11 protein-coding genes are annotated in these 20,007 nt (G+C 45.1%); 4 read left to right on the top strand and 7 right to left on the bottom strand.

From position 1 onward, the window contains the following. The first annotated feature begins 86 nt into the window (after positions 1-86). Both RLO19_RS18170 and RLO19_RS18165 read left to right on the top strand, forming a co-directional pair. Positions 87-3,521, top strand: a complete 3,435-nt coding sequence (locus RLO19_RS18170) for a response regulator (RefSeq protein ID WP_446358640.1) — start codon at positions 87-89, stop codon at positions 3,519-3,521. Between the two features lie 299 nt (positions 3,522-3,820). After that, entirely contained in the window at positions 3,821-4,321 is a 501-nt protein-coding gene (locus RLO19_RS18165) for a chemotaxis protein CheW (protein ID WP_446358638.1), read from the top strand. Between the two features lie 226 nt (positions 4,322-4,547). Here the strand turns inward: RLO19_RS18165 and RLO19_RS18160 are convergent, their stop codons facing one another. The 4 genes from RLO19_RS18160 to RLO19_RS18145 all read right to left on the bottom strand — a co-directional run bounded on the left by RLO19_RS18160 (position 4,548) and on the right by RLO19_RS18145 (position 9,542). Further along, complete coding sequence (locus RLO19_RS18160; protein WP_446358637.1) at positions 4,548-6,788, bottom strand: substrate-binding domain-containing protein; 2,241 nt, start codon at positions 6,786-6,788, stop codon at positions 4,548-4,550. A 24-nt stretch (positions 6,789-6,812) separates the two neighbouring features. After that, positions 6,813-7,733: a DUF1822 family protein gene (locus tag RLO19_RS18155; RefSeq protein WP_446358635.1), complete on the bottom strand. Its 921-nt coding sequence runs from the start codon at positions 7,731-7,733 to the stop codon at positions 6,813-6,815. Between the two features lie 21 nt (positions 7,734-7,754). Next, complete coding sequence (locus RLO19_RS18150) at positions 7,755-8,684, bottom strand: hypothetical protein (RefSeq protein WP_446358633.1); 930 nt, start codon at positions 8,682-8,684, stop codon at positions 7,755-7,757. 231 nt (positions 8,685-8,915) lie between these two features. Then, positions 8,916-9,542 carry a hypothetical protein gene (locus RLO19_RS18145; protein ID WP_446358631.1) on the bottom strand — a complete coding sequence of 209 codons (627 nt, stop codon included), beginning with the start codon at positions 9,540-9,542 and terminating at the stop codon, positions 8,916-8,918. A 626-nt stretch (positions 9,543-10,168) separates the two neighbouring features. On the opposite strand from RLO19_RS18145, the gene RLO19_RS18140 reads away from it, so the two are divergent. Together RLO19_RS18140 and RLO19_RS18135 are read left to right on the top strand one after the other, a co-directional pair. Next, a complete protein-coding gene (locus RLO19_RS18140) occupies positions 10,169-14,482 on the top strand; it encodes a S8 family serine peptidase (RefSeq protein ID WP_446358629.1) in 4,314 nt (1,437 codons plus the stop codon). Positions 14,483-15,394: 912 nt separating this feature from the next. Then, the gene (locus tag RLO19_RS18135) at positions 15,395-15,931 is read left to right on the top strand and encodes a peptidoglycan-binding domain-containing protein (RefSeq protein WP_446358627.1); all 537 of its coding nucleotides are present in this window, start codon (positions 15,395-15,397) and stop codon (positions 15,929-15,931) included. A gap of 83 nt (positions 15,932-16,014) precedes the next feature. Here RLO19_RS18135 and hisS read toward each other — a convergent pair whose 3' ends face one another. The 3 genes from hisS to RLO19_RS18120 form a co-directional block, all read right to left on the bottom strand. Further along, positions 16,015-17,403 carry a histidine--tRNA ligase gene (gene hisS / locus RLO19_RS18130; RefSeq protein ID WP_446358625.1) on the bottom strand — a complete coding sequence of 463 codons (1,389 nt, stop codon included), beginning with the start codon at positions 17,401-17,403 and terminating at the stop codon, positions 16,015-16,017. A 130-nt stretch (positions 17,404-17,533) separates the two neighbouring features. Next, positions 17,534-18,499: an L-histidine N(alpha)-methyltransferase gene (gene egtD / locus RLO19_RS18125; RefSeq protein ID WP_446358623.1), complete on the bottom strand. Its 966-nt coding sequence runs from the start codon at positions 18,497-18,499 to the stop codon at positions 17,534-17,536. 291 nt (positions 18,500-18,790) lie between these two features. Then, complete coding sequence (locus tag RLO19_RS18120) at positions 18,791-19,744, bottom strand: J domain-containing protein (protein ID WP_446358621.1); 954 nt, start codon at positions 19,742-19,744, stop codon at positions 18,791-18,793. Positions 19,745-20,007 lie beyond the last annotated feature (263 nt).

The following is a 20,007-nucleotide window of genomic DNA, read 5'->3' as shown; positions in this document are numbered from 1 at the left end:
AGATTGATCGGTTGCCTGTCAAAATTACAACGCGAATGCTTCGCCCAACACACCGTTCATAAATAACCAATAAACCAGGAAAAACCATGGCAATCAATCCCGATATTCGTGACCAAGCCTATCAGTTTTTTATTGCCGAAGCCCCAGAACTTTTACAGATCATTGAAACCGGGTTATTAAATCTAAAAGATGAGCGCACTACTGCCCAAGTTCACGAATTAATGCGAGCCGCCCACTCGCTAAAAGGGGGCGCAGCCAGTGTAGAATTAGAGGCGATCGCGACTCTAGCTCACCGCTTGGAAAATATCTTTAAGGCACTCTATAGTGATACCGTAGAGATTGACATAGAGCTAGAAAATAAACTGCTGCAAGCTTATGACTGCCTGAGTTTGCCCCTGAAATCGCAAATTACCACGGGTTACTTTGATCCTCAAGCAGCTTTAGCCACAGGGACTCCCATTTTTGACCAAATTGAGGCACGATTGGGAGATGCCCTGACGCAGGCGGATAATTATTATATGCCCAGTTCCGCCGAATTGGGGATCAATATGGCGGTATCTATTTTTGAAGTCGATGTCGCCGAAGGATTGGAACGCCTTGCTACGGTGGTGAAAAATCCTCAAGACTATGAAGTGGCGGGAGAATTACGCGCCCAACTTGACGTTTTTGCTGGATTTGCTGAGTTCTTAAACCTGCCCGGATTTGGCGCGATCGCACAAAGGGCACAACAGGCGTTAGAGGCTCACCCCCAAAGGGCTGTAGAGATTACAAAATTGGCACTGGCTGATTTTGAACTCAGCCGTCAAGCTGTTCTCTCCGGTGAACAGACGACGGGAGGAAATCCTGGTGAAGCATTAGTCGCCCTCGCTAAATCTCCAGCAACGGCTTCGGGTGAGTGGGAGGAGAGTGATTGGGGATTAGGATTGCCCTTCACAGACGTTTCCGTTGAAGCTCCAGAGTTCGCCGTGCAACCGATTGAAGCATTTACAGAAGACGATGCGATCGCATCTTCACCCGAAACGCTTCCGTTGCTGGCTGAACTATTTTCTCAAGAGACTGAACCCTATACCCTGCCAGCCACAGCAGAATCTACATCATCAGTTCCTTCTTTAGAGGATATTTTTGGTAATCCTGAGAATCAGGAGATTTTAGATACAGAATGGGTTGAGCAAGCGACATCTTTGTTCAACCAAACCGAGGATCACTCCCTGGCTACTCCCGAAACCATTACGGAAGTCGAACCGGATGTCGTACCTGAAACCTCTGCATTAGTTCCCGCCGCACCGCTCAACCTGGATTTTGCCATTCAATCGATTGAGCAAGTTTTTGATCAACTTCCCTCCCTGAAAGAGGCGTCACAATTAACCCTGTTTCAGGGGAATCCGTTAGTTAAGAGCCAATCGGGTGAACGTCATATCGCCCAGTCTCCCTCTTTGATACTCGATCCGAATACGAGTTTCAATCCCGTTGAATCCACGCGCCCTCGTTCACCAGCACCCACGCCTAATTTATCCGTGCGGGTGGATTTAGATCGACTCGAACGGATGAATAACTTGGTTGGGGAATTAGCGATTAACCGCAATGGTTTATCACTCCAGAATCAGCAATTACAGGTAGCCGCGCGAGCATTGCTAGATCGATTTACTCGATTTGGGCAGATTGTGAATAAATTGCAGCATGTATCGGATAAGATACTGGTCGCGCCAGAACGGTACAGTTATGGGATGATGTCGGGTTCTGCTCAGATGGATCGTCGCGTTCCTAGAAGTGCTGATGTGCGATCGCTCGGACTTCACCATTCTGATCACTCCACGGATGTAACGCTAAAGACATTAGCAGACTTTGACTCCTTGGAAATGGATAGCTACGGCGTTCTCTATTCCCAAATCCAAGGGATCTTAGAAGAAATGGTGCAGCTTGAAGAAGCCGTTGACGATATCGCCCTGTTTGCTAAGAAATCTGATCAAACCACCCAACAGCAGCTGAAGGTGATCAACCACTTGCGGGATGAGCTGATGTGGGCGCGGATGTTACCGATTGGGGAGGTGTTGAATCGGTTTCCTAGAGTATTACGGGAACTGTCTAATACATATCACAAACGGGTGAATTTGAAATTAACCGGAACAGGTGTTTTGGTTGATAAAGCGGTGTTGGAAAAACTCTCTGATCCGTTGCTGCATTTACTCCGAAATGCCTTTGATCATGGAATTGAGTCTCCTGAAATCCGGCGTCAAGGGGGGAAACCAGAATCGGGACAGATTGAAATTCGCGCTTATCACAAGGGGAGTCAAACAATTATTGAAGTTCGGGATGATGGTCAAGGCTTAAATGCAGAACGGATTGGGCGTCGGGCGGTGGAGTTGGGATTGTTATCTAGTGAACAATTGGCGACGACGTCCCAGGGGAGTTTGTGGGGATATATTTTTGAGCCAGGATTTTCTACCGCCCAGCAAGTGAGTGAGTTATCGGGACGAGGGGTTGGTTTAGATGTGGTACGAACTCAGCTGCGATCGCTTAAAGGTAAAATTTCTGTAACTTCGACGCCGGGAGGCGGTACGACGTTTACCTTACGTCTACCTTTAACCCTAACCATCGCTAAATTATTAGTCTGTTTCGTCGGTTCGACGGTGCTGGCGTTACCCTCTGACAGTATCGAAGAGATTATTATTCCTAAAGCCAACCAAGTTAAAAAATCCGGGGCGCAACGGTTTCTTCATTGGCGGGGAGAATTGATAACAACCTATCGATTAGGTGAACTGTTGGAGTATCAGCGTCCCTTACCGGAGAACTTGGCGAGTCAAACGTTAAGTTCAGTGGCGGCGCCAAAGACGTGGGAGTTACCTATGCTGATACTGCGTCAGGATCAGCAGGTGTTTGCTGTGGAAGTTGAGCGTCTGGTGACGGAACAAGAATTGGTGATTAAACCTTTTGGTGGGGCGATTTCTCCTCCTAGTTATACCTACGGTTGTACGATTTTGGGGGATGGGACGGTAATGCCGGTGGTTGATGGTATTGCATTGTTGGAATTTGTCCATGGAGCGACGACGCCAACGGCGACTCCTGTGCGTCAGGATACTTCTCCAGGTACGGTGATTAGTTCAGAGGATACCACCACTCCCATCACAATGGTACAAGTCCCGACAATTTTGATTGTCGATGATGCGGTGGCTTTGCGACAAACCTTAGCGCTAACTCTAGAACGGGCGGGTTTTCGGGTGTTACAGGCGCGGGATGGTCGAGAGGCGATCAACCAGTTGCAGCAAAGTGCATCGGTGCAGTTGGTGGTTTGTGATATTGAGATGCCGAATATGAATGGGTTTGAGTTTCTCAGTCAACGGCGTCAAGATCCGAAGTTGTCGAGGGTTCCCGTTGCCATGCTAACCTCTCGCAGCAGTCAAAAACATCGCTGGTTAGCGATGCAGTTGGGGGCGAGTGGGTATTTCACTAAGCCTTATTTAGAACAAGAGTTTGTCGGCTCGCTCAAAGATATTATCCACGAAAATAGTTTTGTTCGTCATTAGTCATTCGTTCTTTGTCCTTTTTTATTAGCGCTGACTTAAGTCCTGAACTAAAGTTCAGGCTAAAAGCTTAAACCTGTTAAAACGGGTTAAAATCCTTGATTTTAGTAAGCTAGAGCTTACTTGAGCTTAAAGGTAAGAAATTTATTTCCTGGCGTCCGAGTTTACGACACGTTAAAGTCCCCCTTTTTAAGGGGGATTTAGGGGGATCAAACGTATTCCATAAGAGCGGAAAATGCTGTAAATGCCTTGCAGCTTATCTACCCACTGTAATTTTTATTGTCTAAAGAAGGGTTTTGGTTATGAATAGTAATGTAATGAACAATCAATCGAACAAAAGGCAACTTGCCCTTTCACAAAAGACGACACAGGCATTAAAATTAATTCATTTTACTCTAGGGAAATTGTATCTAGCCTTACCCATTGAATCCGTCTACAAAATCTTGAATCGCGCCCCTGTTCATGGGAGTGGGATGAATCAGGTGGGAGTTACTCATTCTGGCGAAGAAGACATTACGGTAATTGATTTATATCAGCGTTTTTTCAAAGAAAGCTTACCGGAAGCCGCCACAGGAGGAGGATATCTGGTAACTATGCAAAATCAAGTCGGTGAAATCTATGGCATTCCCGTAGCTGAAGCGCCTATTTTAATAGATGTGCCACTTTCAGCAATTCGGCTTTTACCGGAATCCTATCGTCGTTCTGATACGGTTAATATTGCCCGTCATGTGGCGGTGATTCCTCAAGATTCGGGAACAAAAACTATCTTTTTATTAGATATTGAGTTGCTGTTGCCAACCTGAGTCAAATGTAAGCTCCTTTCTACTCAGGCGATTAAAATAGATTACTTGAGACTTTTTCATTTTACCCCCTGGAGCCTTCTGTTATCTGCCCTCTGCATTCTAGTGCAAGAATGCAGAAATAACACCAACAGCTAACATCTCCCCCAGCTCCCAGACGTAGCATGCTACGTCTCTACAACCTCTGCTCCCAGACGTAGCATGCTACGTCTCTACAACCTCTGCTCCCCTAGGGCGACGGACAAGCCTGAGCAACAGGAACAAATCCAGGTTCTTTTACCATCCCTTGACCCTTACCCGTTAATATCAAATTAGTATACGCTCTCCCCGCTTGTTCTTGAGTATTATTCTCGCCGGGAAAATCTTTGATAATCACAAATAAGTTTCGAGTTAAGGGATACTCTCCACTTTTGAATCCGGCGAAATTAATCTGATTGCGCTGCTGGGGACAAGACTCCAGTGGAACTAAGTCACCCTGATAGGGAGCAATTGGAGCCTTTCCCGGAAGCCCCAAAGGTAAAGGACGAATTCCACATTGAGAGACAAGTTCTGGTGCTGAGGCGTAGTAAATACCGCCTGGATCATTGCTAACTTTACCGATTCCCGTGGTTGTCGAACTAACAAATTGGACAATTTGGGTATTAAACGGTTGTCCTCCTAAAACCGCATCGGTAAAAAATCGCACTGTTCCGCCTTGATCAGATTGGCGGGAGTAGGGAGTAATTGGCAAATCTGAACCCCCCACTTGTTGCCAGTTACGAATTTTTCCGGTATAAATATCTTTAAGCTGAGTTAGGGTTAAGTTAGGAACATTGAGTTGAGGATTTACCCCGACTGCGATCGCGTCAATCGCTACCGACCTCTGAATCAGTTCATAGCCTTGCTGTCTAGCCTCTGCTAAATCTTTTTTTTGCAGATGGGTAGAGGATAAACTGAACGCAAAATAGCCTCCCAATACCTGTTGAATTCCCTCAACTGAACCACTATACTTAGGTGGATTGAGGTGAAAATCGGGCAAGGCTGTCTTGAGCTGTTCGTGAAAGGGTTGAGCAATAGGAACCCAAGTTGTACTTCCCCCATAGTTAAAGAGTTGTCCTTGGGGCATATTAATCATTAAGGGTATCCGACTATCGCTCAATGAACAAATCGGGCGTTTCCACCATAACCAACCACTGATGGCTGAAAGACAAATCGCCCCCCCCAAAAGTCCAATAGCTATGAGTTTACCGATTGGCTTTTTTGCTGGGGGTGAAACCTGAAGGGATTTATCTTCACTCGCTGACTTTTTCAGAGAAATCTGTTTGGGTAATGTCTCTTTATCTTCAGATAAAACTGGAGGTTCAATCGACTCCCCTGATTCCGCCTCAGGCTTTGCCTTTGCCAAAAAATCCTCCCATTTTACTGGTAAAACTGTGGGATTTTGGCAAATTACAGGTAACAAACTTGCACCCGGAAACCTTCTCTCAATATCCGATAAGTCATGGAGTTTTTCCCGTGCTTCTCGTACTGAACTATATAACGATTTGCCACTAGAAAACGATTCCAGAAAATATTTCAAAAATTCCTGAGCAAACTTATCCGGTACAGGTTCCCGCATGACAATCATTTGCGGGATATTCAGCCGCTGCAACTCATTCGCTAATCCTAAGCCATCACAGGAATTAAAAATCGCCAGTTGTAACCCTTTCTTTATCGCTCTTTTTAGGGTATTTTTCAACTCGCTAATCCCTAGCTTTTCGGTTTGATTAATATAAATATAACCGCAATCGCCATCTCCTTGAGAGTAACTATGTCCCGCAAAGAAAAGAATATCCCATTCTTCACTCCACAGAGTTTCAAATTCTTGACGTTGCGGTTCAACCAGAAAGCGGACATCCGCCTGGGGTAAATTTTCCAGTAAACCTCTGTCTCTGGCAATATTAATTCCCTGGCTATTGCCTAAAATTGCTAAAATTCTGACTTTACTTTTCGGTTTAACCTGAGTTCCTACATCATGTTCTGTCGGACTAATCGCCACAGCAGCATTGGGAAACTCATCCAAAAACTCCCACGCATCCCAGGGTAATTTCCGTAAGTTATATTCACTGGTGCGGACAATGACGCGAATTTCTTCTTCTTCGTCTAACTCTCTAAGTAATTGCTCTTTGACACGGCGAAACTCTTCAGCGCTAAGCCAATGATTAATACTGCCTTTTAGGGTTTCAAATAAAACTTGACATTCGTCAGCAGAAACAGGGGGAAGTAATTCGGTTTCATCATCTAAAATAACCGGGCGCCTGAATGCTGTTTCTAAGCGGCGATAAGTTTTCTGCCAATTATCATAGTTTGCCCAAACCTGTAAATTAGCGGGTAAACTACCACCCGTTCGGATTTGACGGTGCGGAAAACTCTCGTCGCTAATTTCTAGGGTAATCTGAAACCCTTGGCTAAAATCCCCATGTTCTAGATTAAGTTTAACGACTTTACCCATAGTTATGTTCCTGCTTTCCTCAGTTTAAATTAAAAAATTCTCCGTTATACTCTCCTCCCCTAGCACCACTTTAACGGTAAATTTTTCTTCAGGTTGTTCAATAAACTGAAAGGGTTTAGTTTGAATGGAACTATCCGCCTTTCCAGCTTTAGTTTCTAGAAAAGGTTCTCCTGTTTCATCCAGTACCCTGAGGGTGATCCCTTCGGGTAAAGAGGTGTTACTCGCTAAGGAACGAACCTTGACACGGATGCGAATGTTTTGTTCATTGTCTTGATTCAGGTCGAGTATAAGTGCTAGAGTGTGGTCTTTCAGTTGAATTGTTTTCCCCCGCTTAACCGTCGCCGGATTGATACTTCTGAATGCTAGACTAACTTCTGGTGTACCTAGTAAAGCTTCAACAGTTTGCCAACCCTCTGCCACGATATTATCAAACCATCGACTTAAGTTAACTAGAGGTAATGATTCACTTTTGGGTGTAAGACACTTGAGCAAATCATTCAGAGATTGGAACTGGCTAAGGGATAACTCCTCCGTTGTCACGGTTGGAGTAAAACCGAGTAATGTTGCTTCTGTGAGGGATTCATTTATCCCTACTGCAACATAGCCAATCCTATCTTCCCAAACTTCTGCTGGAATGTAAACAAAGTTTGTATCCGAGAATACAGGACGGCACTCTAATTTTACCCATTGACCTTGCCGTTTAACCTTTAAATCGGCAATATTGACTAAAGACTGCATTAATGGGTCCCAGCTATCACTTGCCCTCAAGTCTGTCTCTATTCCTTGGCGCTTGAGGTAGTCATTCACCGCATACACGGCTAAGGTATTCAGATAAACCTGCTGGGCGTTGACAAAATTGAACGGGGTGGATTGGTGTTGACGAAACTGTTTGGCTTTTTGATGTACTTGCCAACTTAGCTTAACTTTATTATCAATAGTAATCATGACTTTTTCTCCTTTTTAGGTTTACGCGCAGTCTTGGACGTACTGTCTAATTTTTGGGGCAAACCGTTGAATACAGCGCCAATAGAAACTACTTAAGGTTGTCACAGGAATTCCCAAGTCTTGTGAAATCTCTTTCCAGCTTTTCCCCTGAATGCGTTTCGCTAAAAATATAGCTTGGAAGCTGGCGTTGGGATGTTTTTGAATCAATTCCCGTTTAAAAATTTCATCGGGATCACGTTCTATATAATGCATGATTATTTCAAATGTCGTGGGAGCCGCCTCAGTTGTTCCCAGATTATCTATTTCTTCGATAGCAATCGGCTCGTCTTGGGTAATCTGGTAAGATGCTCGAATATCTCTTAATGTTCTATCCAGTCTAAAGTTAACCCAATTCATAAATACCCCATTCCCTCGTTCCGGGTCATATAAGTCAATTTTTTGGAAAACATAAAGCAAGGTTCGATTGACGGCATCATCATAAATTATGTTATAAAAATCACTGTTTAGTTCACCTCGATGAGGACGGATAAGTCTCCGAGATAGTTGAATCGCATTAACCAGTTCAGTTAAGAGATATTGGCGTTGCTGTGTTTGGGCTGAATATTGTTTTGCTTCTAGAGCTAGCTGTTTCAGGCGATTGTCAGTGAGTATTTCTTGAAAGGCTTCCCGCATCCTTATATTTGCCCATTGTCTTAGGGATTCATTTTCAGGATTGTAGCGGTCAATATCCGAGTACAGAGTACCCAAAAGTTGCTGGCGTGCGGCTTGATAAATGTCTTGGCAAGCATTAGATAGGGGTTGGTCTTTTAGCGGACGGCATATTGGGCGCGATCGCAGGATTCGATCAACCAGTTTGGTTACACTTTGCCTTCGCTCTATACTTCCTGGGACAGTTTGTTTCGCGTCAAGAAGTAAATTAAGTAATTCAGTCTTTTGAGATGTATTAGACATCTATTAATCTCCTTTTCTAACTGCTTTTTATTCATCCGTTCTTTTGTTCGCTTCAATCTGACAATCTCATACATTTTTATCACTCATAATTATCTAAGTTTACTCTCTTCAATGTCCTGAGCCAACTGAATTATCTAGTGCCTCATCCACTCAACACAACCTGTAAAATCAATGAATCATGACCACTAAACTGAAACTTTGATTTTAACGTTTTACTTCTGCGTTGCCCTACTAAGGGTTGCGATTAATGATCGCTTCCGTATTTTCAATTGCTTTGGTTGCATAAGTATCTCCTGGTCTTTCATTCAATGCCCTTTTGAAATTAATTAAAGCTGTCTGATAATCTCCCTGGTCGGAAGCCGCATAACCAATCAGCATATATTGAGTATAGTCGCGTTTGGCAGTAGGGGATGCAGCGGTATTAGGCGTAGGAGATACAGGGGAAGTTGGAGATGGAGATACAGCCACATCAGGAGTAGGAGAACTAGCAGGTGTTTGTGTTGCAGATGACTCTTGTTCTGTATCTATAGATGCCTCTGATTCTGGTACTTCTACGAAGATGTCATCCTCAGATAGGGTAATTGTATTAGTTGACATGAAGTTAAAGGCAGAGAGTCCGCCAAAAACTAGTCCTAATCCTGTCAAAGGTAAACTTGCAAGCTGTAGGAAGAAAGAACGCCTGACCGATTGATTACTCCATTTCATGATAATAAAGACTAAACCGGCGAAGGGAATGAATAAACAAGCCAATCCCCAACCCCAATGATCCATAAACGCGAGGATTAGTGTCCAAAACCCACCAATGATTGCCAAGAGGAAGCCGATGGCAAATAAAGCAATTCCCAGTAATAAGTTCATCAGATGACCTCTTTCACTATTTTGTTCAAAAAGCAGAATTATTACCAGTATCTATTTCAGATGTCTGACGCGACGGAATCACTCTGCGAATCGCAACAGTTTAACCGTTCACCTGATCACTCTGGCTGATGGGGAAGATTTTACGCAATAGGTCAGTCTTTGTTAAAAATATTTACATTTACAATTGGATTTAGGCAAATGACTAGGGTTTCAATGCCGGCTGGGACAGTGGGTTATTTTTCTACTCATAAGTTTTGTTAACTATTTGGATTTACGGCGCAGAAACTCTTATATTCCTCACCTAGATATCGATGTTCTAACCTTAGGACTGCATAAGTAAGGTTAAGTTCAGGTTAATTTTTGAGGACTTACGCCCGAAAGTGGAAACCTCCCAGATACAGTGTTTCGTTGCATCAGTTTTGACTTGCATTAAGCGTGAAGGAGTGAATCCTGTGTCTGACTGTTCAGGTTGTGTAAAGTTTTGTTAAAAAAATCGCTCATTCGCGTAAAATTCGCTGCCCAATCCAGAGTAATCGGTGAAGGTTCACGAGTTGCAGCGAATCTACTGGAGTGAAATAGCCACTCGATCGGATTTTCTAAGGAATTTTGTTTAAGGAGTGAGAACTATGTCAGTTAACGATGATTTGTTGGATCTATCCGAAAATAGCCAAATTGAACTCAATGGTTCAGTAGACGTAGAAGATGAGAGTACTGATCAGGGGGAGAGTACGAATCAGGTAGCCGTTGCGCCCAAGCGAGAGATGGAGTCACCTGAGATCCAAGCATTAGTGCAAGAACTCTCTAGCACCATGGGTGTAGAAGGAACAGACTACCACCCCGGTGAGGTAATCATTAAATTTAACCCATCAATTGCCTCAACGAATCAAATTAACGCTCTGCAAACCAGCCTTGGCGCCAATGTGAAAGAGTCCACTCAGAACTTGGGCATTCAGCTTTGGCAAATCCAAGGGATGAGCGTCGCTGAAGCCATCGCTCTCTATAGCAATGATCCCGCCGTTGAATATATCGAACCCAACTATATCGTTTCCACCAATACAACTGTTCCAAATGACCCCCAATTCAATCAACTTTGGGGGTTAAATAATACCGGACAGACAGGTGGTACGGCTGACGCGGACATTGATGCTCCCGAAGCCTGGGATATTGAAACTGGAAACAATATAGTCGTTGGCGTGATTGATACCGGGGTGGACTATAACCATCCCGATCTCAACGATAATATGTGGATAAATCCGGGAGAAATTGCCGGAAATGGAATTGATGATGATGGTAATGGCTACGTCGATGATGTCTACGGTTGGGACTTTATTAATAACGATAACAACCCGTTTGACGATAACAGTCACGGCACCCACGTAGCCGGAACCATCGCTGCCGAAGGAAACAATGGTATCGGTGTGACAGGTGTCAGTTGGTCAGCTAATATCATGGCGCTCAAGTTCCTAGGCGCCTCAGGTTCTGGCAGTACCTTTAATGCGATTCAGGCAGTGGAATATGCCACAATGATGGGTGCTAACCTGACCAACAACAGTTGGGGGGGGGGCGGCTTTTCCCAGGGGTTGTATGATGCGATCGCGGCGGCTGGTGCAGCCGGACAGTTATTTATTGCGGCGGCTGGGAATACTGGTGGAAATACCGACTTCTCCCCCCATTACCCTGCTAGCTATAACCTAAATAACATTATTTCCGTAGCCAACACAAATCATAACGATCAGCTGTCTGGGACTTCCAGTTATGGACTTAATTCCGTAGACCTAGGCGCACCAGGCTCTTCTGTCTATAGCACGATTCCTGGGGGTGGATACGGTTTCAAGAGTGGAACATCCATGGCAAGCCCTCACGTAGCAGGTGTTGCTAGTTTGATTTGGTCTCAAGACCCCACATTAACAGCCCAACAGGTCAAGGATCGCATCCTGGCAACCGTTGACCCAATTCCAGCATTACAAGGAATAACCGTTTCAGGTGGGCGGCTCAATGCCTACAGCGCCCTGACTGGCTCTACCCTTCCTCCAGTTGTTCCCGTAATCTTTGATGACTTTGACCCAGACATTGACAATAGCCAATGGTCAACTATCACCAACGGTACAGCCAATAGCAACCTTGTTGGCAGTGATGGGAACTCCCTATGGTTTAACGGAGGTTCTGCTGGCGGTAGCTCTCGTTTTGCCATCACCAACCTGGTAGATGTCGCTAATGGTGGTACGATTACCTTTGACCTGATCTTTGGCAATGGCTCCAATGGTGGCGAAAATGCTGATCCAGGGGAAGACGTGGTGCTGGAATACTCCACAAACGGTGGCACCACTTGGAACCAGTTTGGTCTTTACGACACCGAAGCCTTTACCACTTGGACAACTCTAACGGAAACGATTCCTACTGCTGCTCAGACGAGTAGCACCAACTTCCGTTGGCGGCAAATCGCTCACAGTGGCAATAGTTTCGATAACTGGGCAATCGATAATGTAACTGTCGGAGCACCGATCCTCAACAGCGTTGTTGATGACTTTGATCCAGACATTGATAATAGCCAATGGTCAACGATCACCAACGGCACAGCCAACAGCAACTTTGTCGGTAGTGATGGGAACTCCCTGTGGTTTAACGGTGGTGCTTCTGGCGGGAACTCTCGCCTTGCCACTACAAACTTTGTCGATGTCTCCAGCGGTGGTACAGTCTTCTTTGACTTGATTTTTGGCAATGGCTCCAATGGTGGTGAGAATGCTGATGCTGGGGAAGATGTAGTACTGGAATATTCCATCAATGGTGGTAGCAGTTGGACTCAACTCGGACTCTATGACACGGAAGCCTTCACCAGTTGGACAACCCTCAGCGAAACAATTCCCACCGCAGCTCAGACGAGTAGCACCAGTTTCCGCTGGCGTCAAGTTAATCATAGTGGTAATGGCTTCGATAACTGGGCGATCGATAATGTATTTGTCGGAGTACCTCAGCCAGCAGAAATTAGCGGCAGTAAGTGGAATGATCTTAATGGGGATGGAAAACAAGATGCCAATGAGCCAGGTTTGGCGGGTTGGACAATTTACTTAGACAATAATCAAAATGGTCAGCTCGATCCCGGTGAGACCTCTACGAAAACCGATATCAACGGTGACTATACCTTCACTAACCTGAATCCAGGTAGTTACACCGTTGCCGAGGTGCTGCGCCCCGGTTGGAAGCAGACATTTCCGAGTGTTAACGGTGGTTTTGAAACGGGCAGCTTTGATCCTTGGCAAACAACAGGTAACACTACTATCGAGACAGCTGCCTTTGGTTCGGGTCCAACGGAGGGAACCAATCAAGCGTTACTCACTAACGGCGGGACTTCCGTAAGCGATACCCAGCTCGAAACTTTCTTAGGGTTGACTTCCGGAAGCCTCGATGGTTTGGGCAATGGCAATGCCACTGTTGGTTCAGCAATCAAGCAAACAGTCACCGTGTCAGCTGGCACTCAATTGAGCTTTGATTGGAACTTCCTCACAAATGAAGCTACGCCCACTTTCTTCAACGATTTTGGCTTCGTTTCGATTGTCTCGAACACCTTAAACACACTGGCTAATACAAATAGCTCTTTTGTGTCCTCTCCCACCATTTTTAATGAAGAGACTGGATTCGGAACCTTCTCCTATACTTTCCAAACCGCCGGTACTTTTACCCTGGGAATTGGGGTTGTGGATGTGGGAGATACCGTTGTTGACTCAGGATTACTGGTTGACAACTTATCATTCACGGGTAATTCATTTCCTATCGGTGGTAGCCAGAAGGTAACTCTCGGCTCTGGTGATATAGTCACCAATATCGACTTTGGCAATCAAAAGATTCCTCCGAAAACTATATTTGGCACTTCTGGCGATGATGTTTTCACCATTACTGACAGTCCCGTCATCGTCTTTGCCCTGGCTGGGAACGATGAGGTGGATGGTTCAGGCAGCGTTGGTGGGAATCAGTTCTACGGCGGTAAAGGTAATGATACGCTGATTGGCAATAGCTACGACCAACTCTTTGGTGAAGCTGGCGATGACCGCCTGGATGTATCCAATGGTGGCGGAAACAACCTGCTTGATGGTGGTAAAGGCAAGGATGAACTGTTGGCTAACTTCAACGATCAGTTGTTTGGCGGCCAAGGTCATGATACCCTAGATGCCTCTAGTGGTGGCGGCAATAACCTGCTTGATGGAGGCAATGGTGACGATGTTCTAATAGCTGGCTCTAATGACCACTTATTAGGCGGTAAGGGTGAAGATATCCTTGATGTTTCCAGTGGTGGCAGTCATAACGTGCTTGATGGGGGTCAAGGCGATGATATTCTCAATGCCTTAAATGGTGGCGGAAATAACCTGCTTGATGGGGGTCAAGGTGATGATATCCTAATTGCTGGTTCTAATGACCAACTTTTGGGCGGTGATGGCGATGATATCCTTAACGCTTCTGTTGGTACAGGAAATAACAGCCTAGATGGTGGCGATGGCGACGACAATCTTTTAGCTGGCTTCAATGATCAATTGTTTGGTGGCGATGGCGATGATATTCTTAATGCCTCTTTTGGTTCAGGCAATAATAGCCTTGATGGTGGCAAAGGTGATGATATCCTGATTGCTGGCTTCAATGATCAACTCTCAGGCGGTGACGGTGATGATCTGTTGTTCGGTGGTGATGGTGGTAGCACCATGACGGGTGGCAATGGTGAAGAGCAGTTCTGGATTGTCAATGGCTTTGTTCCCAGTGCGGCTCACACGATTACCGATTTTGAGCTAGAGATTGACCGGATTGGCATTCGTGGTTTGGGCATCACGTTCCAACAGCTTGACCTGATTCAAGATGGTAATGATACTCGCATTAGTGTCTTCAATACAGACCTAGCTATCTTGAGTGGGATTCAAGCAAATGCCCTCGACAGGAGTGATTTTATCCTCGCCTAGAGCCAAGTTAACCGTTCATTGGGCGGTTAAAACCGCAGCTACACAAACGAAACCCGCCTGCGCGGGTTTCCACACTCCTGGTTTTTCTCTCTTTCGACTTAGGTGGACTTTGTTTCGTTTGGTTCCGCGATTGGCAATCCCCAGGGCTTAAGTTGACTTAGCGGTTGTAGAGTTTTTGTTTGAGTAAGCTGTTCGGCATTTAAACCTTAATGTCAACAACTGCTGGCATCGTTGTAATGCGAGCCAGCCAGCTCGCTACCCATTCCCCATTTAAATGCGTGACAGCTTAAGCGCTGCTACACAGATAAAATCCGTTAAATTTAATTAAGCGATCGCGTGATTGAACCTTCTTACTTAGGCGCGATCGCTTTTGGATCATTTCCTGTTAAACCTACTGTAGGATTAAGTTGAGACTGAATACATCCTTTAACCCAATTGTCCAATCGGATGATGACAAGGCTGATTGGGTTAGCTAGGATAAGTTCCCAGGCATCAACCGTACCTTAACTAGACATGGCAAGAAGTCTCCCGCTAACCCTACAGGTATAGCGGCGAGATAAATTGCCCGTGAGGAAAAACTTGTTTTTGTAAACTTATGCACTTCTTGCCTTGTGATCAATTAATAAGATATGTTATTGTTGAGTGTTGAAATTATTGACTATAACTCTAGTGACAAACCGCGAAAACCAAGCGGTAAAAACACAATTGAGCCTTGGGAACCAGGGCGGCTGCGCGGGTTCTCCCTATTGAGGAGATAAAGGTTGGAATCCAACCAGAAACGCTAAGTAAGACCAATACATCTTTTGGTGTGGCGGCATCGGCGAATAAGACGCGAAGCCAACATCATAATCTTTGATTTGATGTTGGTAGTTCACAATACTGTACAAACTCACTCCTTATGAAAACTGTACTATGCAAGCGCTTTTTAATCCGGAAACGACATCAAAGGTTAGACTCACCGCTAAATCATCGGTTCGCAAACCTATACTGCAACTGGGTTCGGTGGGAGCTGAGGTTTTAGAACTGCAAAAGCTTCTAGCTCATTGCGGCACTTACACAGGTCCCATGGGGGGGTATTTTGATCGCTCAGTCCATGATGCTGTGATGGAATTTCAGCAAAGTATGTTCCTCAAAGCTGATGGTATTGTCGATTCCCTAACATGGCAAGCCCTTTATCACGGCGCCCCGGTTAATATGCCTGTACTCAATCGAGGCAGCAGACATGATATGGTGATTCCTTTACAGTGGGTGCTGCATCTGACTCAGGATTATTCAGCGCCAATTGATGGTGACTTTGGCGAACAAACAGAACAAGCGGTGCGAGCGTTCCAGAAACGTCATGGCTTAGTGGTAGATGGAGTGGTCGGTGAGCAAACGTGGTATGCTCTGAGTCAGGTTCATTTCCGCTTAAACCATAACTCTTACCAAGATGCTCTAGTGGCAGTGTAGTTCATTGTTCTTGTCTGTCATTTATGCTACAAAATTGCCCATTCTGTAGAGACGTTGCATGCAACGTCTCTACGGAAATGCCCTTATGCTAGTTGCTTGCTCACCTCATCAGCTAGCTGCTCTATCTTGACGGCAATTTGCTCCCCGGTTTTCATATTTTTCAGACCGCATTTTTGGTCGGCGGCTTCTTCAGAGCCAATAATTACACAAAGGGGAATTCCCCATTTATCGGCTTGCTGTAACTGTTTGCCCACAGAACGTTCTTCAAAATTGGTAATCGTACTAATTCCCGCCTGACGCAGTTTCTGAGATACGTCTAAATATAAGGGCATCAAGTCGCTTTGCATATTCACCACCAGCACTTGAGCGGGTGTGGATGAGAAAGACTCCAGCATCCCGGCTTGAATCAGCCGACTCATCAACCGAGTTAAACCGATGGAAATGCCCACTCCTGGCATTTTATCCCCGACAAACATTCCCACAAGTTCTTCATACCGTCCCCCTGAACAAATACTGCCCAAGGCTTCATGACCAACGAGTGTTGTTTCATACACCGTTCCCGTGTAATAGTCTAATCCACGGGCAATTGAGAGGTCAAGGCAAAACACGCGATCGCTCACCCCCAAATTCCGTACCCCTGTAATCACCGTTTCCAGTTCAGCAATGCCCGTTTTCAATACCTGAGCATCGGGTTTATCCTCAAGCATGGCGTTTAATTGCGCCAACACTTCATCCACCGAACCCTGAATCTTAGTAAAGGCAAGAATTTGCTCGACTTGTTCATCGGATAACCCTTCAGCCAAGAGCGCTTTTTTCACCTTAGCTTCGCCAATTTTTTCCCCTGCATCCACAATTCGGATAGAGGGCATAATTTTGCTCTCATCCAAACCAATCGACTCAAAAAACCCACTGAGAACTTTGCGATTGTTAATCCGGATCAAAAAGTCTCCGATATTAATCGCCGTAAAAATCTCGGCAATAATCGCGGGAATTTGGGCATCATAGAGCAAACTAAGTTTATTACGACCCACTACATCAATATCACATTGGCGAAATTGGCGATAGCGTCCAGCTTTTGCCCGTTCTCCCCGAAATACAATATCCATCTGATAGCGAGCAAAGGGAAACTGAAGTTCATTCAGGTGACGGGCAATATAAGCGGCTAGGGGAACCGTCTGATCAAACTTTAATGCTCTCTCCTCTGAACCACTTTCTCCAGCTTGTTCTTTTTCGGCTTGGCGATTCGGGGGCAAAATGGGTTGTAGCCCATAAATAATATTATCCCCTTGATTTCCTTTGGCTTGCAGCACTTCCAACCGCTCAACTGCAGGGGTTTCGATTGGTGTGAATCCATACCGCTCAAACACCTGGCGGATGGTATCTATCAAATACATCTCCAGACGCTTTTCACCTGGGAGAAATTCGGGAAAACCACTCGGACAAGAAAAATTTATTTTGTCAGTTTTTGTCATTTGTCAGGGAACAGAGAACAGGGAACAGAGGAAGCCGGGGTGTAGGGGCGGGTTTTATCGATAAAATGAGAGCGACAAACCGATAACTATACTAAACCCGCCCTTCTAGGGCAGCAAGGAATTAAAATTCTTAATTCCTAATCGTTAGGTAATGGATGCTGAAGAGATGGTTGGTATCTATCCATACCTGTTGAGCCTCGAATCCAGCATAAGTTGCCATATCCTGGAACTCTTCAACGCTGTATTTATAAGAGTTTTCTGTATGAATCGTTTCATCTTGACGAAAGTGAAACGGTGTCCTATCTATGATCACAGTTTGTTCCTTGAGACTGACTAAATGCATCTCAATGCGGCTTTGATCTTGATTATAAAAAGCCCAGTGGCGAAAGTGCGATAAATCAAAATTAGCGTTTAGCTCCTGATTAATCCGCTCCAATAGGTGTAGATTAAATTCAGCCGTGACTCCCTCGGCATCATTATAGGCGGCGTTTAAAATAGTTGAGTCTTTTTTGAGATCAACACCAATTAACATGCCATCGCCTTTATCCAAAAGACAACGTGACTGTTTGAGCAGATGGAGTGCTTCAGGGGGATGAAGATTACCAATCGTGGAACCCGGAAAGAAAATTAGCTTATGATTGACGGGTTTTTTGCTATAGGGTGGCAGTTGAAAATCCTGGGTATAATCCGCACAAACAGCAATCACATCCAAGTCAGGATAGGATTGTGCTAGTTCGGCTGACGCTTGCAGCATGTGTTCTTGGGAGATATCGATGGGCATATAGCCGGCTAGGTGCGGCAAGGCATCCAACAGAAGGCGGACTTTAGCACTACTGCCACTACCATACTCGATCAGCAAGCAATCTTGACCCACAAGTTGGGCAATATCCCAGCAATAGGTTTTTAACAGATGAATTTCTGTGCGGGTGGGATAGTATTCCTCCAACTCACAGATGAGATCAAACAGTTCCGAACCCCGTTTATCATAAAAGAACTTGGGCGCGATCGCTTTTTGGGGTTGAGCCAAACCCTGGAATATCTCCTCGCGCAAGCTGCTCAGGTGCGGCTTGTAGTCGTAAAACTCTAGATTATCCATCCATCAAATCGTTCAATATGCTAGCCACCCTTCAGGGTGGATTCCTCTCCTATCATCTACTGCCAATGATCCTTTTTGCAAGTGAGGGTGAGTGAGCAAATGCCAGTGAAGTCCAAACATTTAGCCCACTAGGCTGCAAAAGCTGCTGCACGTTTACATTCCGCCTCCCTCATCTGTCAAAAAATTCTCGCACTCAGTTAGGGCGGATTTAGGGACATCTGGGTGAAACCCGCCCCAACAATCGGAAAACCTGAAAACGGTTTCAATTTTCATCCTTTGTCCCTGATTCTTTTACTTTTTCTTGCCGCTAAACAATCCTCCAAACAAACCACCGCCACTCGATTGATCTTTCGACTTGCTGCCTGAACCTGTTTTCTCGGTTAATTTGTCGATATATTGCTTTCCTTTCAATGCGTTTTCTTCCTGGGGATTCAATTGCAAGGCTTTGTTAATATGAACCTTAGCCATGGATACTTGATTTTGCTTTAAGTAAGCTAACCCCAATAAGCCATGGCTTTTACTATTGGTTTGCTCTAATTTGAGAGCTTCTCGTAATTCTAAAACAGCGCCCGCAAAATTGTTTTTCTTCATATAGCTGTCGGCGCGGCTGAGATAGGCATTAACTTTTGAGACTTCCTGAGTCCCACCCCCCTTAGTTGATGCACCACTAGTCGCTGCGCCAGCCGTCGTTTTCTTGACCGCCGCGCCAGGAACAGCCGTTTTAGAAACGGCTGTTCCTGAAGAGGTTTTGCTGATGCCGGATTTAGATGTTTTTCCTTTGAGCATCAAGTAAACTAAATTGAGCTCACTGATTTCGCCAATTCTGTCCACTACTTGATCAAGAGATTCGTATTGCTGGGAGGCGAGAAATTTCAATGAATTCCGATAAACAGCATCGACATTTGCACCAGATCTTGCCAATTCTTTTGCCGTGTCGCTAGAAATCGAAATTTTGCCCCCTTCTGCGGCTAGACGCTTACCCATGTGTCCTAGACTGACTTTATAGTCACGACTGCCACGAAACAGTTGTTCTTTGGCAGGATTGACGAGTTTTGTTAACAGTTCATTGGCTTGCTGTTTTTCCGCATCCGTTTTGAATTTGCTGCTGTCAGGATGGAGACGGCGAGTTACTTTGAGATACTGCTTCCGGACTGTCTTCTCATCCGCATCAATGGGAACGCCTAAAATGGCATAATAATCCGTGAAATCATACTTAAAAAGTCCGCGTTCAATTTCAAAAGCCATAGGGTGCTGTCCAATTGCTGTGACGAAAGAATAGTGTTATAGTCTGTCTCAGAGATGAAAGTCCCCCTTGACATCCTCATAGCTATTGTAGAAAATATGATTCCCAAGATAGGGGTAAACTGACGGTTGGGCAGGATTGTCTTTCAAAGGCTCCCAGTCTCCAAGGCTCCAGGACTCTAAGGCAGTAAGGTTTATGGTATCTGCTTTTTCGTCTATTGTTAATGGGTGGGTATTTGCCGCCAAGCAGCACTAAAATCTTTGAT

It is taken from the genome of Coleofasciculus sp. G2-EDA-02, from assembly GCF_040226375.1.
Lineage (GTDB): Bacteria > Cyanobacteriota > Cyanobacteriia > Cyanobacteriales > Coleofasciculaceae > Coleofasciculus.
The sequence above is the reverse complement of the archived record's forward strand: the minus strand, read 5'-3'. Positions and strand labels throughout refer to the sequence as shown.